15 protein-coding genes and 1 riboswitch are annotated in these 14,579 nt (G+C 74.1%); of the genes, 8 read left to right on the top strand and 7 right to left on the bottom strand.

The window, feature by feature from the left end:
• Nucleotides 1-6 precede the first annotated feature (6 nt).
• The 4 genes from AC6CH6_RS14265 (at nt 7) to AC6CH6_RS14250 (ending at nt 3,882) form a co-directional block, all read left to right on the top strand.
• Complete coding sequence (locus tag AC6CH6_RS14265) at nt 7-285, top strand: DUF4235 domain-containing protein (RefSeq protein WP_498255619.1); 279 nt, start codon at nt 7-9, stop codon at nt 283-285.
• A 137-nt stretch (nt 286-422) separates the two neighbouring features.
• Nucleotides 423-542: riboswitch (TPP riboswitch) on the top strand.
• Between the two features lie 90 nt (nt 543-632).
• Nucleotides 633-1,256 carry an ECF transporter S component gene (locus AC6CH6_RS14260; RefSeq protein WP_498255618.1) on the top strand — a complete coding sequence of 208 codons (624 nt, stop codon included), beginning with the start codon at nt 633-635 and terminating at the stop codon, nt 1,254-1,256.
• Entirely contained in the window at nt 1,253-3,088 is a 1,836-nt protein-coding gene (locus tag AC6CH6_RS14255) for an ABC transporter ATP-binding protein (RefSeq protein WP_498255617.1), read from the top strand. Before AC6CH6_RS14260 ends, AC6CH6_RS14255 begins: the two co-directional genes overlap by 4 nt.
• A complete protein-coding gene (locus AC6CH6_RS14250; RefSeq protein ID WP_498255616.1) occupies nt 3,085-3,882 on the top strand; it encodes an energy-coupling factor transporter transmembrane component T family protein in 798 nt (265 codons plus the stop codon). The genes AC6CH6_RS14255 and AC6CH6_RS14250 overlap by 4 nt, the downstream gene beginning before the upstream one ends.
• Before the next feature lie 8 nt (nt 3,883-3,890).
• Here AC6CH6_RS14250 and AC6CH6_RS14245 read toward each other — a convergent pair whose 3' ends face one another.
• From AC6CH6_RS14245 to AC6CH6_RS14230, 4 genes are all read right to left on the bottom strand, one after another.
• Nucleotides 3,891-4,772 (bottom strand): aminotransferase class IV, encoded by an 882-nt coding sequence (locus AC6CH6_RS14245; protein WP_498255615.1) that lies wholly within the window; start codon nt 4,770-4,772, stop codon nt 3,891-3,893.
• 29 nt (nt 4,773-4,801) lie between these two features.
• A complete protein-coding gene (locus AC6CH6_RS14240; protein ID WP_498255614.1) occupies nt 4,802-5,395 on the bottom strand; it encodes a uridine kinase family protein in 594 nt (197 codons plus the stop codon).
• Nucleotides 5,392-5,931: a low molecular weight protein-tyrosine-phosphatase gene (locus tag AC6CH6_RS14235; protein ID WP_133409159.1), complete on the bottom strand. Its 540-nt coding sequence runs from the start codon at nt 5,929-5,931 to the stop codon at nt 5,392-5,394. The genes AC6CH6_RS14240 and AC6CH6_RS14235 overlap by 4 nt, the downstream gene beginning before the upstream one ends.
• Nucleotides 5,932-6,015: 84 nt before the next feature.
• Nucleotides 6,016-7,989 carry a BCCT family transporter gene (locus AC6CH6_RS14230; RefSeq protein ID WP_498255613.1) on the bottom strand — a complete coding sequence of 658 codons (1,974 nt, stop codon included), beginning with the start codon at nt 7,987-7,989 and terminating at the stop codon, nt 6,016-6,018.
• Nucleotides 7,990-8,315: 326 nt separating this feature from the next.
• Here AC6CH6_RS14230 and dnaK point away from each other — a divergent pair, with 326 nt between their 5' ends.
• The 4 genes from dnaK to AC6CH6_RS14210 all read left to right on the top strand — a co-directional run bounded on the left by dnaK (nt 8,316) and on the right by AC6CH6_RS14210 (nt 12,463).
• Entirely contained in the window at nt 8,316-10,172 is a 1,857-nt protein-coding gene (gene dnaK / locus AC6CH6_RS14225; protein WP_031282565.1) for a molecular chaperone DnaK, read from the top strand.
• Nucleotides 10,169-10,831: a nucleotide exchange factor GrpE gene (locus tag AC6CH6_RS14220; protein WP_109244091.1), complete on the top strand. Its 663-nt coding sequence runs from the start codon at nt 10,169-10,171 to the stop codon at nt 10,829-10,831. Before dnaK ends, AC6CH6_RS14220 begins: the two co-directional genes overlap by 4 nt.
• A gap of 164 nt (nt 10,832-10,995) precedes the next feature.
• Nucleotides 10,996-12,021, top strand: a complete 1,026-nt coding sequence (locus AC6CH6_RS14215; protein ID WP_109221681.1) for a DnaJ C-terminal domain-containing protein — start codon at nt 10,996-10,998, stop codon at nt 12,019-12,021.
• Nucleotide 12,022: 1 nt separating this feature from the next.
• Nucleotides 12,023-12,463 (top strand): heat shock protein transcriptional repressor HspR, encoded by a 441-nt coding sequence (locus tag AC6CH6_RS14210; protein WP_133409162.1) that lies wholly within the window; start codon nt 12,023-12,025, stop codon nt 12,461-12,463.
• Nucleotides 12,464-12,489: 26 nt separating this feature from the next.
• Here AC6CH6_RS14210 and AC6CH6_RS14205 read toward each other — a convergent pair whose 3' ends face one another.
• Genes AC6CH6_RS14205 through AC6CH6_RS14195 form a run of 3 tightly spaced genes read right to left on the bottom strand, consistent with a single transcriptional unit; the run spans nt 12,490 to nt 14,424 of the window.
• Entirely contained in the window at nt 12,490-13,017 is a 528-nt protein-coding gene (locus tag AC6CH6_RS14205) for a GNAT family N-acetyltransferase (protein WP_419966332.1), read from the bottom strand.
• Nucleotides 13,014-13,805 (bottom strand): tRNA (guanosine(46)-N7)-methyltransferase TrmB, encoded by a 792-nt coding sequence (trmB, locus tag AC6CH6_RS14200; protein ID WP_133409163.1) that lies wholly within the window; start codon nt 13,803-13,805, stop codon nt 13,014-13,016. Before trmB ends, AC6CH6_RS14205 begins: the two co-directional genes overlap by 4 nt.
• 4 nt (nt 13,806-13,809) lie before the next feature.
• Nucleotides 13,810-14,424 carry an LOG family protein gene (locus tag AC6CH6_RS14195; RefSeq protein ID WP_498255612.1) on the bottom strand — a complete coding sequence of 205 codons (615 nt, stop codon included), beginning with the start codon at nt 14,422-14,424 and terminating at the stop codon, nt 13,810-13,812.
• Nucleotides 14,425-14,579: the final 155 nt, after the last annotated feature.

The raw sequence follows: 14,579 nt of genomic DNA, 5'->3' as shown, positions 1-14,579 counted from the left end.
CACTCCATGAACACCAAGGTCCTCGAACTCGTGGGCACGGGCCTCTCGCTCGGCGGCGTGGCGCTCTCGCACAAGGTGCTCGGCGCGGCGTGGACGCGCATCACCGGCGACCCGCCCCCCGCCAAGAACCCGGACCCGGACGAGGCCTGGACGGGCATCATCGTCTGGTCGCTCGTGACCGGTCTCGTGGGCACCGTCATCAAGGTCGGCATCTCCCGCCAGATCGCGAAGATGGAGAACAGGCCGCAGACCAACCCCAAGGCCTCGAGCCAGGCCGAGGTCTGAGGCCCGGCGAGCACCTCGCGCAGGGGCCCGCCCGGCCGGACACCGCACCGGTGTCCGGCCGGACGGGCCCCTGCGTCGTTCACCGGCCGTGCGCCGGCCGTGCACGGAGCGGGCGAGGGAGGGGTAGACTCGGTGCCACTGAACGACAGGGGAGCGCCCCGCCGGTGAGACCGGCGCGGCGCTGAGAGTGCGGATCGCCGCAGACCCTCGAACCTGCTCCGGCTAGCACCGGCGAAGGGAGTCGAGCATCTCAGGGGTGCTTCCCCGGGAACGCGCCACCGGCGCGGCCCGCGGAACCCCGTCCCCTCCTGGCACCGACGGCTCGCTGAGCCCAGGAGGAACCCACCGTGAACACCACCACCACCCACCGCCCCGCCCGCCGACCCGGCACGTCCCGCGCGTCGTCCTGGCGCGTCGTCGACATCGTCGTGGCCGCCGTCCTCGCCGCCGTGTGCGCCGTCGTCTTCTGGGCGTGGTCGAACCTGCTCTACCCCTTGGTCGGCACGGCCGCGGTCGCCTACCCGCCCGCCGTGGGGCTGATCGCCGGCGGCTGGCTCGTGGCCGGCGTGCTCGGCGGGCTGATCATCCGCAAGCCCGGCGCCGCGCTGTTCTGCGAGCTGCTCGCCGCCGTGATCGAGAGCTTCCTGGGCACCCACTTCGGCCTGCTGGTCGTGCTCTCCGGGCTCGTCCAGGGCATCGGCGCGGAACTGGCCTTCGCCGCCTTCCGGTACCGCCGGTTCGACGCCCTCGCGGCGGCCGTGGCGGGCGCCGTGAGCGGGATCTTCCTCGGCGTCCACGAGAACATCGTCTACAACTACGAGTGGGCGCTGAGCCACCAGGTGGTCTACGTGGTCCTGGCGGCCGTCTCCGGGGTGGTGCTCGCGGGCCTGCTCATGCAGGCCGTGGTGCGGGCCCTCGCGGCCACCGGCGTGCTGCAGGGTCTCGCGTCGGGGCGGGCCGTGCGGCGATGACGGCTCCCACGACCCCGGGCCCCGTGGTGCCCGCCACCCGCGGGGCGCGGGTCGAGGCCCGCGGCTTCGGCTGGCACCACCCCGGGCGGGACGCGGCGGCGCTGCACGGCCTCGACCTCGTGGTGGAGCCGGGGGAGCGCGTGCTCCTGCTGGGACCCAGCGGGGCGGGCAAGTCCACCCTCCTGCACGCCCTGGCAGGAGTCCTCCACGACGACGACGGGCAGTCCGCCTCCGGCGAGCTGCTGCTCGACGGCATGCCGCCGGAGCAGGCACGCGGCCGGGCCGGGCTCGTGCAGCAGGACCCCGAGTCCCAGGTGGTGCTGTCCCGGATCGGGGACGACACCGCCTTCGGCCTCGAGAACCTCGCGGTGCCCCGGGAGCAGATCTGGCCGCGGGTGCGCGCGGCGCTCGAGGACGTGGGGCTGGACCTCCCCCTCGACCACTCCACCGCGGCCCTGTCCGGCGGGCAGAAGCAGCGCCTGGCGCTCGCGGGCGCCGTGGCCATGAGCCCCGGGCTGCTGCTGCTCGACGAGCCGACCGCCAACCTGGACCCCGCCGGCGTGCGTCAGGTCCGCGACGCCGTGGTGTCCTGCCTCGACCGCAGCGGCGCCACGCTCGTGGTCGTGGAGCACCGTGTCGCCGTGTGGGCCGAGGTCGTGGACCGCGTCGTCGTGCTCGGCCGGGACGGGAGCATCACCCACGACGGCGCGCCGGGCCGGGTGCTCGGCGCCGCGGCCGACGAGCTCAGCGGCGCGGGGGTGTGGGTGCCCGGCCGGGTGCCTGCCACGCGTGCGCCCGCTCGCCCCGCCGCGGGTCCCGGCGCAGGCTCCGGTGCACATTCCGCCGGGGGTCCCGCCGGAACCCCGGGCGCCGGCTCCGGGGCGGACGGCGCACCGCTGCTGAGCGCCACCGGTCTGGGCGTCTCGCGCAGCCAGCCCTCGGCGCGGCAGCTGCGCGCCCGGCGGCGGGCGCCGCGGCGCGGCCGCCCGGTGGACGACGCCGCCGCGGGCCGCGCCCTCCCCACGGCGGTGGCCGACGTGGAGCTGACCCTGCGCCGCGGCCGCGCGCTCGCGCTGACCGGGCCCAACGGCGCCGGCAAGTCCACGCTCGCGCTGACGCTGGCGGGCCTGCTCGCCCCCGTGCGCGGCACCGTGCGGGCCCACCCGCTCCTCGACCGCGCCGCGGGCCCCGACCCGCTCGAGTGGAGCGGCCGGGAGCTCGTGGCCCGCGTGGGGACGGTCTTCCAGGAGCCCGAGCACCAGTTCCTGCGCGCCACCGTGCGGGCCGAGCTCGAGCTCGGCCCCCGGCTGGCCGGCACGCCGGTGGCCGAGCGGCAGCGCCGCACGGACGAACTGCTCCGCCGGCTGCGGCTCTCGCACCTGGCCGACGCCAACCCGTTCACCCTCTCCGGCGGCGAGAAGCGGCGGCTGTCCGTGGCCACGGTGCTCGCCACGGACCCGGACGTGCTGGTGCTCGACGAGCCGACGTTCGGTCAGGACGCCCTGACGTGGGCGGAGCTCGTGGACCTGCTCGTGGAGCTCGTCGACGCCGGCACGTCGGTCCTCGCCGTGACCCACGACGAGGACTTCGTGCGGGCGCTCGGCGCCGAGGTGCTGGCGCTGGACACCCCGTGCGAGCGGGGCCACGCCGCTCGCACGGCACCGGCGGCGGAAGGGGCGGCGGCCGTTCCTGCCGTGCGGTCCGCGCCTGCGGCGGGGAAGACCGCGGCTGCTCCCGTCGTGCGGTCCGCGTCCGCGGCCGCCAGCGCCCCGGCGGCGCCGGGCGCCGGCGCGGTGCGGGTCGTCCCCGCCCGGCGGGAGCCCGTCCGGTGAGCGCCACCGCGCTCGCGCCGTCGGCCCGGGCCTCCCTGCTGGGGCGGACGAACGCGGTGGTCAAGCTGGCCGGGGCGCTGCTGCTGACCGTGGTGCTGCTGCTCAGTGCGGACCCCGTGACGTCGGGGACCGTGCTGCTGGGCGAGGTGCTGCTGCTGGCGCTGGCCGGTCAGCGTCCGCTCGCGCTGCTGCGCCGGGCGTGGCCGGTGGTCGTGGCGGCGCTCGTGAGCGGGTGGGGCACGGCCCTGCTCGCCGAGGACTCCGGGCCGGTGCTGCTCGACCTGGGGGTCACCGGGATCTCGTCCGGCTCGGTGGCCGCGGGGGCGGCGATCGCCCTGCGCGGGCTGGCGCTGGCGCTGCCCGGGCTGATGCTGGTGCTCACCACGGATCCCACGGACCTCGCCGACGGCCTCGCCCAGACGCTGCGCCTGCCGGCCCGCTTCGTGCTCGCGTCCCTGGCCGCGCTGCGGCTGGTGGGGGTGATGGTCTGCGAGTGGGCCACCCTGGCGATGGCGCGGCGGGCGCGCGGGGCGGGGTCCGGGCACGGTCCGGTGGGCGCGCTGCGGGAGTTCGGCGGCCAGGCCTTCACTCTGCTGGTGCAGTCCCTGCGACGGGCCACCCGGCTGTCGGTCACCATGGAGGCCCGCGGGTTCGGTGCGGGTCCGCGCACGTGGGCCCGCGTCCCGGGGTACTCCTGGCGGGACGCCGCGGTTCTCGCGGGCTGCGCGGCGGCCGCCGCGGCGGGCCCGGCGGTGTCCGTCCTGCTCGGGACGCACCGGTTCATCTGGGCCTGAGCGAAGGATCAGGCCTGCGAGACCCAGCTCGTGACGAGCCTCGTCAGGTCCGGGTCCACCGGCAGCGGCTGGTGGTCGAGCCGGCGCACCGGCACCGCGAGCCGGACGCTGGAGACCAGCCACACGGCGTCGGCCTCCATGAGGTCCGCCGGGTACAGGGGCCCGTAGCCGAGCTCCCAGCCGTCCCGGCGGGCGGCGGCGAAGATCTTGGCCTGCGTGGTGCCGGGCAGGATCCCGTGCGAGGGCTCCGGCGTCAGCAGGGTGCGGCGGCCGGCGCGCACCCGGGCGCAGACCACGGAGGACGTCGCGCCCTCCAGGATCCTGCGCCCCTCCGTGGTGAAGACCGCCTCGTCCGCGCCGAGGGAGCGGGCGTGGCGCAGGGCGGCCATGTTGATCGCGTAGGAGAGCGTCTTGGCCCCGGGGAGCAGCCACGGGTACCCGGCGTCCTGGGCGGGGTCGTGGCCGCGCGGCAGCAGAACGGCGGTCACGCCGTCCCGGCGCTGCCGGAACGTCGTCTCCGGCACGGGAGTCACCACGATCCAGGACCACGGGCCGTCCGCCGGGGTGCCGCGGCTGATCACCACCTTGACGGCGTGCTCGGCCCCCAGGCCGCCGTCCCCGCCGGGGGCGGCGTGGGCGAGCGCCAGCTCCACCGCTCCGCGCACGTCCCGCGCCGACGGCACGGGCAGCTGCGCCAGCCGCGCGGAGGCCGACAGCCGCTGGTGGTGGGCCTCGAACTTCTGCACGAGCCCGTCGACGGCGCGCATGGTCTCGAAGACACCGTCCCCGCGGGTGAGCCCCTGGTCGTCGATCCGCACGAGCGGGACGGACGGATCGGCGAGGACGCCCTCCGGGTGGGCGGCGTCGAGGACGACGACGGTGCTGGTCACGGATCCTCCTGTCGGTGCGGTCGCGGGGCTCAGCAGACCGGGCCGGGGTGCAGGATGTTTACCTGTTCCCAGACGTGGTCCTCCGCCAGGTAGGCGTCCTCCTGGGCGGCCCAGCGGTCCCAGTGCTCGGCGTAGTAGGAGCCGTCACGGCTCAGCGCGCGGTCGTAGCGCAGGGCGGTGGGCAGCTCGACCCACACGGAGACGTCCAGCAGCTCCCGGGCCTCGGCGCTGCACGCGCCGACGCCCTCCAGGATCACGACCTCCGCCACGCGGGTCAGCCGCGGGGTCCCCGGGGAGCCGGTGACCCAGTCCCATGCGCTCCACTCGGCGTCCCGGCCCTCGTCGAGGGGCGTGAGGACCTCGTCCACGTAGGTGCGGCGGCCGGGGCCGAGCCCGTCCCAGCCCGGGTAGAGGTCCTCGAGGTGGAAGAGCGTCACGTCCCGCACCGGGCGCAGCACCGTGGCGAGCTGCTCGGCGAGGCTGGTCTTGCCGGCCCCCGAGCGCCCGTCGATGCCGATGAGGTACGGGCGGCGGGTGGGGGAGGGGAGCAGCCGCGCCAGGTTGGTGCCGGCGGGGTGGGCCGCGGCGAGCGCCGGATCCAGCTCGAGCTCGATGTCGATCACGCGCGTCCGGCGTCCTGCGCGGGGCCCGGCGCGGCTCCCCGGTCGGCGCCGAGCTCCCGGGCGACGGCGCGGACGACGCCCGGCACGGCGGCGTCGATCATGCCCCAGGTGGATTCGAAGTCCTCGGGGCCCCCGTACCAGGGGTCGTAGATCCCCAGGTCGCCGTGCTCGAGGTCCTCGACGGCGGGGTCGAACTCCCGCAGCAGCCGCACCTTGGCGGCGGCGGAGCGGTCCGGTGCGAGCGCCCGCAGGCGCTGCCAGTGCACCACGTCCAGGGCGAGCACGAGGTCCCGGTCGCCGAAGCGGACGGGGTCGAAGACCTGCGCCGCGTGCGCGGAGGCGTCGAGCCCCTCGCGGCGCAGGAGGTCGCCGGCGCGGGGGTCCACGGGGTTGCCGAGCTCCTCGTCGCTGACGCCGGCCGAGTCGATCCGCACGCGCTCGGCCAGTCCTGCGGCCTCGAAGGCGCGGCGCAGGGCGAACTCCGCCATGGGCGAGCGGCAGATGTTGCCGGTGCACACGGCCACGATCGAATACATAGCGGGCAGTCTAAGCCGTCCGGTCCCGGCACGAGAAGTGCGGCCGCCGCCCCGAGGGGCGACGGCCGCACGGCGCGGGTCCGGTCAGGGCCGGCGGACGGTCGGGTCGAGCGGTCGCTGCTCATCCGGGTCCAGTCGTTCCTGACGGGCGTCCGGGCGCTCCTGCCCCTGCTCATTCTGCTGGTCGGCGTGCGAACCGGCCTCCGCGGCGAGGTCGATCTCCTCGCCGTTCTCGTCGACCCGCCGGTACCAGTCGGTGACGTCCGGGTGGTGCGAGTCGAAGGTCTCGCCGGCGGCACGGGCGCCCGGGGCGTGCTCCACCTGGAGGGCGAAGTCGTCGCCGTGCTCCTCGATGCCGTGGATCACGGCCTTGCGCACCGCCGTGAGGGCGAACGCGTGGCGGATCGTGGCGGGGTCGCTGCGCAGGTCCTTGTAGAAGGAGACCATCAGGAAGGCGACGATCACCGCGAACGGCAGGGCCGAGACGGTCACGAGGTTCTGCATGCCGGTCAGGGCGTCGTCGCCGCCCACGAGCATCATGACCGAGGCGATGCCGCCGAGGCACAGGCCCCAGAACACGACGATCGGCCGGTTCGGCTCCGGCTGGCCCCGCTGGGACAGCGTGCCCATGACGATGGACGCGGAGTCCGCGCTGGTCACGAAGAAGATGCCGATGACGACCATGGCGAGCACCGAGGTGATCGCGCCGAAGGGCAGGGCGTCGAGCATGCCGAACAGCGCGGCCTCCTGGCCGCCCGCGGCGGCCAGGTCGGTCCCGGTGCGCTGGAGGTACATGGACGTGCCGCCGATGACCACGAACCAGAGCACGCACATCGAGGAGGGGACCACGAGCACCACGGTCACGAACTGGCGCAGCGTGCGGCCGCGGGAGATCTTCGCGATGAACATGCCGACGAACGGGGACCAGGACAGCCACCAGGCCCAGTAGAAGACGGTCCAGCCGCCCGCGAAGGCGGTCGCGTCCTCGCCCCAGCCGCCGGTCTGACCGGTCATCCAGAGGTACTCCTGCAGGTAGGTGCTGAACACGGCGGGGACCAGGTCCAGGATCAGGACGGTGGGCCCGGCCACGAACACGAACAGGGCCAGCAGGAACGCCAGCAGCAGGTTCGTGTTGGAGAGGTAGCGGATGCCGCGGGCCACGCCGGAGACCGCGGAGACCACGAAGGCGGCGGTGAGGACGGCGATGATCGCGATGAGCCCGCCGTTGCCGACCGGTCCCCACCCGGCGACGATCTCGAGGCCCCGGGAGATCTGCAGCGCGCCGATCCCGAGCGAGGCCGCGGTGCCGAAGAGGGTCGCGAAGATGGCGAACACGTCGATGAGCCGGCCCAGGCCGCCCTCGGCGCGCCGCTGGCCGATCAGCGGCACGAAGATCCGGCTGATGAGCGGGGAGCGTCCGCGGCGGTAGGCGCCGTACGCGACGGCCGCGCCGACCACGGCGTACATGGCCCAGGGGTTGAGACCCCAGTGGAAGGCCGTCTGGACGAGGGCGTAGACGGTCATCTCCTCGGAGCCGGGCTCCGCACCGAAGCCGGGCACGCCGGCGCCGAAGTGGCTCAGCGGCTCGGAGGCGCCGTAGAACATCAGGCCGATGCCCATGCCGGCGGCGAAGAGCATCGCGAGCCATGAGAAGAAGGAGTACTCGGGCTTCTCGTCGTCCATGCCCAGGGGGATCCGCCCGGTCCGGGTGAAGCCGACGACGAGCATGAACAGCACGGCGGCCGTGGACAGGGCCGTGAAGAACCACCCGGCGTTGCCGGTGACCCAGCCCAGGGCCGCGGTGGAGGCGGCGGTCAGGGACTCGGTGGAGAGCACGCCCCAGGCGATGAACCCCACGATCAGCGCGGCGGTGACGGTGAAGACCACCTTGTCCGTGCCGTAGTGCAGCTTCTGGTCCTCGACGGCGATGCCGGGGACGAGGGCGGGGTGGATGCCGTGCGGGTAGTTGATCTCGCGCAGCACCTCCCGCGGCTTCGGCCGGCGGGAGCCGTCGGCCTCACTGGACGGATGCGGCGAATGGGGTGGCGTGGTGCTCACGGTGGCTCCTGAGGTGTCGGGGTGCGTGCGGTGTCGTGTCGGTGCGTGCGGTGACGTGCGGGGCGGACCCGGGGGTGTGGCGGTGGCCCGCGGGAACGGGCTCAAACACTCCACGGTATCCGACGTCCTGCCCCGCCGGGAGAGAGTGCGCGGCGTCTCACATCACCCGGCACCCCGGGTTGAGTCGATGTGGCTCAAGTTAAGTTGACATCAGCGGCTCACGTGGCAGACTTGAGCCAGGAAAACTCAAGAACTGAGACCTCCGGGACCCCAACGGGGCCGGTACGGCCCGCCCGGTTCAGCTCGACCCGAAGGAGAACACGTCCATGTCTCGTGCAGTAGGAATCGACCTCGGCACCACCAACTCCGTGGTGTCCGTGCTGGAGGGCGGCGAGCCCACCGTCATCGCCAACGCCGAGGGCAACCGGACCACGCCGTCCGTCGTCGCCTTCTCCAAGGACGGCGAGACCCTGGTGGGCGACATCGCCAAGCGCCAGGCCGTCACCAACGTGGACCGCACGATCGCCTCGGTGAAGCGCCACATGGGCACCGGGTGGTCCACCGACATCGACGGCAAGAAGTACACGCCGCAGGAGATCTCGGCGCGCATCCTGATGAAGCTCAAGACCGACGCCGAGTCCTACCTCGGCGACAAGGTCACCGACGCCGTGATCACCGTCCCGGCGTACTTCAACGACGCCGAGCGCCAGGCCACCAAGGAGGCCGGTGAGATCGCCGGCATGAACGTGCTGCGCATCGTCAACGAGCCCACCGCCGCGGCGCTCGCCTACGGCCTGGAGAAGGGCAAGGAGGACGAGCTCATCCTGGTCTTCGACCTCGGCGGCGGCACGTTCGACGTCTCCCTGCTGGAGGTCGGCAAGGACGAGGACGACTTCTCCACCATCCAGGTCCGCTCGACCGCCGGCGACAACCGCCTCGGCGGCGACGACTGGGACCAGCGCGTGGTCGACTGGCTGCTGGCGCAGGTGAAGTCGAAGACCGGCGCGGACCTGTCCAAGGACAAGATCGCCCTGCAGCGCCTGAAGGAGACCGCGGAGCAGGCCAAGAAGGAGCTGTCCTCCGCGACCAGCACCAGCATCTCCCTGCAGTACCTGTCCGTGACCCCCGAGGGCCCGGTGCACCTGGACGAGCGCCTCACCCGCGCCAAGTTCGAGGAGCTCACCCGGGATCTGCTCGAGCGCACCGAGAAGCCGTTCAAGGACGTCATCGCCGAGGCCGGCATCTCCGTGTCCGACATCGACCACGTGGTGCTGGTGGGCGGCTCGACCCGCATGCCCGCCGTCGCGGAGACCGTTCAGCGCCTGGCCGGCAAGGAGCCCAACAAGGGCGTGAACCCGGACGAGGTCGTCGCCGTCGGCGCCGCGATCCAGGCGGGCGTGCTCAAGGGCGACCGCAAGGATGTGCTGCTGATCGACGTGACCCCGCTGTCGCTGGGCATCGAGACCAAGGGCGGCGTGATGACCAAGCTCATCGAGCGCAACACGGCCATCCCCACCAAGCGGTCCGAGACCTTCACCACCGCCGAGGACAACCAGCCGTCCGTGTCCATCCAGGTCTTCCAGGGCGAGCGCCAGTTCACCCGGGACAACAAGAACCTGGGCACCTTCGAGCTGACCGGCATCGCCCCCGCCCCGCGCGGGATGCCGCAGATCGAGGTCACCTTCGACATCGACGCCAACGGCATCGTGCACGTCTCCGCGAAGGACAAGGGCACCGGCACCGAGCAGTCGATGACCATCACGGGCGGGTCCTCCCTCTCCAAGGAGGACATCGACCGGATGGTCAAGGACGCCGAGGCCAACGCCGAAGCGGACCGGGTGCGCCGCGAGGCGGCCGACCTGCGCAACAACGCGGAGCAGCAGGCGTACTCCGTCGACAAGCTCCTGAAGGACAACGACGAGAAGCTGCCCGCGGACGTCAAGTCCGAGGTGCAGGCGGACGTCGACGCCCTGAAGAAGGCGCTCGAGGGCGAGGACGAGGACGCCGTGAAGTCGGCCTACGACAAGCTGCAGCAGTCCCAGACCAAGCTCGGCGAGGCCCTCTACGCGCAGTCGCAGACCGAGGGCGCCGAGGGCGCTCCGGGTGCGGGCGCCACCGGTGCCACCGGTGACGAGGACATCGTCGACGCCGAGGTCGTCGACGACGAGGACGAGAAGAAGTGAGCATGCCCGACCCCACGCCAGGACCCGACGAGAACGCGGACGACCACGGCGCCGGGAGCGTTCCCGGCGACCCCGCCGCGCACCCCGGCGAGCAGTCCGCACAGGACTCCGGCGCCGGCCCCCGCGAGGAGGCCGGCCCGGAGGGCCTGACGGTGGACGACATCCTCTCGACGCCCCAGTCGACGGACGCGGAGTCCGGGGACGCCGCACCGGCGCCGGCCGCCGCGGAGGAGTCCCCGGCGGCCGCCCTCGCCGAGGAGCGGCTCGAGGAGCTGCGCCGGCTGCAGGCCGAGTTCGTGAACTTCAAGCACCGCACGGCGCGCGAGAAGGAGCAGCTGCGGACCTTCGTGACGGGCGACCTCCTGCAGACGCTGCTGCCGGTGTTCGACGACATCGACGCGGCCCGGCAGGCGGGCGACCTCACCGACGGCCCGTTCGCGGCGATCGCGAACAAGCTCGAGGAGACCCTCGTGCGGCACGGGCTGGTGCGCCTCGGGGAGGTCGGGGAGAAGTTCGACCCGAACGTCCACGAGGCGGTGCTGCAGCAGCCCACGAGCGAGGTCGAGCCGGACCAGGTCTCGATGGTGCTGCGCTCCGGCTTCCGGATCGGCGAGCGCGTGGTGCGGCCGGCCCAGGTCGCCGTCGCGGTCGCCGAGTGAGGCCGGACCCGGCCTGATCCCGGCGACGTCAGGGGAGGCCCGTCCCTCGGGCCTCCCCTGACCCGTCCACCCGTCCCCGGCGCCGCGGCGCCGGGGACGACCCCCGGACCACCACCGGGTCCTGCCCCGCAGGACCCCGACCGGCCCCACAGAAAGGAGGCGTCATGGCCAGCCAGGACTGGATCGACAAGGACTTCTACAGCATTCTCGGCGTCTCCAAGGACGCGTCCGCCGCCGACGTCAAGAAGGCCTACCGCAAGCTCGCCCGCCAGTACCACCCGGACCAGAACCCGGGGGACGCGGAGGCCGAGCAGCGGTTCAAGGACATCACCGAGGCGAACTCCGTGCTCTCCGACCCCGAGGAGCGCAAGCAGTACGACGCGATCCGCGCGATGGGCTCCGGGGCGCGCTTCACCGCCGGCGGCCCCGGCGGCGCCGGGGGCTCGGCCAACTTCGAGGACCTCTTCGGCGACATCTTCGGCGGAGGCGGCGGAGGACGCCGCCGCCGCACGACCTACTCCACCGGCGGCGCGGGCGGCCCCGGCGGCCCGGGCGGGTTCGAGGACCTGTTCGCCCAGTTCGGCGGTCAGACCGGGTACGGGGCGCCGGGCGGCTACGGCGGCTACCAGGCCCCGCCGGCGCGCGGGGAGGACATCCGGACGGAGACGACCATCCCGTTCCGCTCCTCGGTGCACGGCACCACGGTCAAGCTGCGCCGGGGCAACGGCCAGGAGACCACGGTGCGGATCCCGCGCGGCGTGCGCGACGGGCAGAAGCTCAAGCTCGCCGGCAAGGGCCACTCGGGTGCCGGCGGGGCCGGCGACCTCTACGTCACCGTCCACGTGACCCCGCACCCCTTCTTCCGGCGCGTCGAGGGCACGGACGACGTCGAGGTCACCGTGCCGATCACGTTCCCCGAGGCGGCCCTGGGCGCCACGATCGAGGTGCCCGTGCTGGACGGCGGCACCGTGCGCGTGAAGGTGCCGGCGGGCACGTCCTCGGGCCGGCGCTTCCGCGTCAAGGGGCGCGGGTTCGGCACGGCGAAGGGCACCGGCAATCTGATCGTGACGGTCGAGGTGCACGTCCCGGCCGAGCTGGACGAGCAGGCGCAGGCCGCGGTCCGGGCGTTCGCCGAGGCGACCGCGGACGAGGACCCCCGGGCCCGCCTGGCCGAGAAGGCACGGGTGTGAGATGGCACTGGACGCCGACCAGCCGCTGTTCGTGATCTCCGTGGCCGCGGAGATCGCGGAGATGCACCCGCAGACGCTGCGCCAGTACGACCGGCTCGGCCTCGTCAGGCCGTCCCGCGCCCCCGGCCGCGCCCGCCGCTACTCGCAGCGCGACATCGAGAAGCTGCAGCAGATCCAGGTGCTGTCCCAGCAGGGCGTGTCCCTCGAGGGCATCCGGCGCATCCTCCAGCTGGAGAACCAGGTCGCGGCCCTGCGGTCGCGCGTGGCGGAGCTGTCCCAGGAGCTCGAGGACGCCCGGGACCGGGCCGAGGAGTCCTCGCGGATCTTCGCCGCCGGCGTCGGCGGGGACGTGGTGCGCATGGCCCGCGGCGCCCGCCCCCGGGCCCGCAAGATCTCGCAGGCCGTGGTGCTGTACCGGCCCCCGCGCCAGCAGGAGCGCTGAGCCGCACCGGTGCCCGGGCCGGGCGGTCAGCGCAGGTGCTTCTCGAAGCCCACGTCGTACACGCCGCCCGGATAGACCCGGGCGGTCCCGGGCAGCAGGACGTACCCGCTGCTGCGGTACAGGGCGGACGCCTCCGGCTGGCGGCTGCCCGTGGTGAGGTGGATGCGCCGGTAGCCCGCCGCGGCGGCGAGCCGCTCGAGCTCGGCCAGGACCCGCCGCGAGATCCCCCGCCGGCGGTGCGCCGGGGCGGTCCACACGCGCTTGAGCTCCGCCGTGGCGTCGTCGTGCCGGCGGAACGCGCCGCCGCCCACCGTCGTGCCGCCCTCGAGGAGGAGCAGGAGCGCTCCGGCGGGGGCGGTGAAGTCGTCGACGGGGTGCTCGGCCATCTCCTCCGCCCCGATCTCGGGACCGTAGCGCTCCACGTACTCGTGGTGCAGGCCCTCGAGCAGCGGCTGCGTGCGGGGATCGCCCGGGGGCACGACGACGAAGCCGTCCCGCTCCGGGCCGGGCACTGCGCGCACGCCGTTGCGCTCCGCGCCGGGGACGGCGCTCACGCCGTCCGGCGGTAGACGAGGTCGCGGGGGACGCGCCCCGCCTCCCGCGCCTTGCGCTCGAAGCTCGTGAGGACCCGTCCCTCCCAGCGCGGGGCCCACCCGGTGTCCGGGTGCTCGTCGTCGGCGAGCGGGCCCGGGTGGACGTTCTCGAACTGCGGGGACGCGTCGAGGACCTCGCGCATCACCAGGGCGTACTCCTGCCAGTCCGTGGCGAGCCGCCACAGCCCGCCCGGGACGAGCACCCGGGCGGCGAGCTCGGCGAACGCGGGGGAGACCAGGCGCCGCTTGTGGTGGCGGGTCTTGTGCCAGGGGTCCGGGAAGAACACCCACAGCTCGTCGACCGAGGCCGGGGCGAGCATGTGCTCCAGGACCTCGGGGGCGTTGGCCTGCGCCACGCGGACGTTGTCCACCCCGGCCTGGGCCGCCTTGAGCAGCAGATCCGCGATCCCGGGCTTGTACACCTCGACGGCGAGGAAGTTCCGCGCCGGGTCCTGGGCGGCGGCGTGCACGACCGCCTCGCCGAGCCCGGAGCCGACCTCCACGACCAGCGGCGCCTCGCGCCCGAAGGCCGCGGCCGCGTCGAACTCGTGGTCGGGGTGGACGGAGGTGTCCGTGCGCACGCGCGGGACGTCGAGCACCCGGGTGGGCGCCCAGTCGTCCCAGGCCTTCTGGCGGCGGGCGGTGAGGCGGTCGCCGCGGCGCACGAAGGAGTACGGCCGGCGGTGGAACGCCTCGGGGACGGGGCCCTGCGCGGGGCCCTCGGCGGGGGAAGGGGTGTGCTCGCTCATCGCCCTACATCCTAGGGGCTGGGCGGACGGCGGGCGCGTCGGCGCCGGGAACGGGCGGCTCGGACCAGCGCCGGCGGGGCGCCTCCCACGCCGCGAACCGGGCGAGCAGCTCGTCGGCGTCCTGGGCGACCACGGCGGCGTCCCGGTACTCGGGACGCACGAGACCGGCCGCGGACATCGAGGCCACCGCGTGCAGCAGGGGCCTCCAGTAGCCGGCCACGTCGAGGAACCCGACCGGCTTGGCGTGCACCCCCACCTGCAGCCAGGTCCACGCCTCGAAGATCTCCTCGAGGGTGCCCAGGCCGCCGGGCAGGGCCACGAACCCGTCGGCGAGGGCGGCCATCTCCGCCTTGCGCTCGTGCATCGTCCGGACGATGCGCAGCTCGGTCAGTCCCGGGTGGGCCGTCTCGTCGTCGACGAGCGACTGCGGCATGACCCCGACCACCTCGCCACCGGCGGCCAGCGCGGCGTCGGCGACGACGCCCATCAGACCCACGTGGCCGCCGCCGTAGACGACGCCCACGCCGCGGCGGGCGAGGGTGGTGGCGAAGGCCCGGGCGGCCTCGGGGAACAGGGGGTCGGAGCCGAGGGATGCCCCGGTGTACACGGCGAGTCTCATGAGGACATTGTCGCCGTCGCCGTCGCAGTCCCCGTCGCAGTCCCTCATCCCCGTCCTCGTCCCTCATTTCTGTCCCTCGTCCTTCTCCACGTCGCGGCGTCGATAGCATGAGGCGCGCCCCGCGCCCGCCCTGCCGACCCGTGCCGAAGGACCTC

The sequence above is a fragment of the Kocuria sp. GQ42 genome (genome assembly GCF_059758435.1).
The sequence above is the reverse complement of the archived record's forward strand: the minus strand, read 5'-3'. Positions and strand labels throughout refer to the sequence as shown.

Coding starts and splice junctions, on each gene's coding strand:
- AC6CH6_RS14265 (WP_498255619.1), top strand. CDS start 7: ATGAACACCAAGGTCCTCGAACTCGTGGGCACGGGCCTCTCGCTCGGC.
- AC6CH6_RS14235 (WP_133409159.1), bottom strand. CDS start 5,931: ATGTATTCGATCGTGGCCGTGTGCACCGGCAACATCTGCCGCTCGCCC.
- AC6CH6_RS14210 (WP_133409162.1), top strand. CDS start 12,023: ATGGCACTGGACGCCGACCAGCCGCTGTTCGTGATCTCCGTGGCCGCG.
- dnaK (WP_031282565.1), top strand. CDS start 8,316: ATGTCTCGTGCAGTAGGAATCGACCTCGGCACCACCAACTCCGTGGTG.
- AC6CH6_RS14215 (WP_109221681.1), top strand. CDS start 10,996: ATGGCCAGCCAGGACTGGATCGACAAGGACTTCTACAGCATTCTCGGC.
- trmB (WP_133409163.1), bottom strand. CDS start 13,805: ATGAGCGAGCACACCCCTTCCCCCGCCGAGGGCCCCGCGCAGGGCCCC.
- AC6CH6_RS14255 (WP_498255617.1), top strand. CDS start 1,253: ATGACGGCTCCCACGACCCCGGGCCCCGTGGTGCCCGCCACCCGCGGG.
- AC6CH6_RS14195 (WP_498255612.1), bottom strand. CDS start 14,424: ATGAGACTCGCCGTGTACACCGGGGCATCCCTCGGCTCCGACCCCCTG.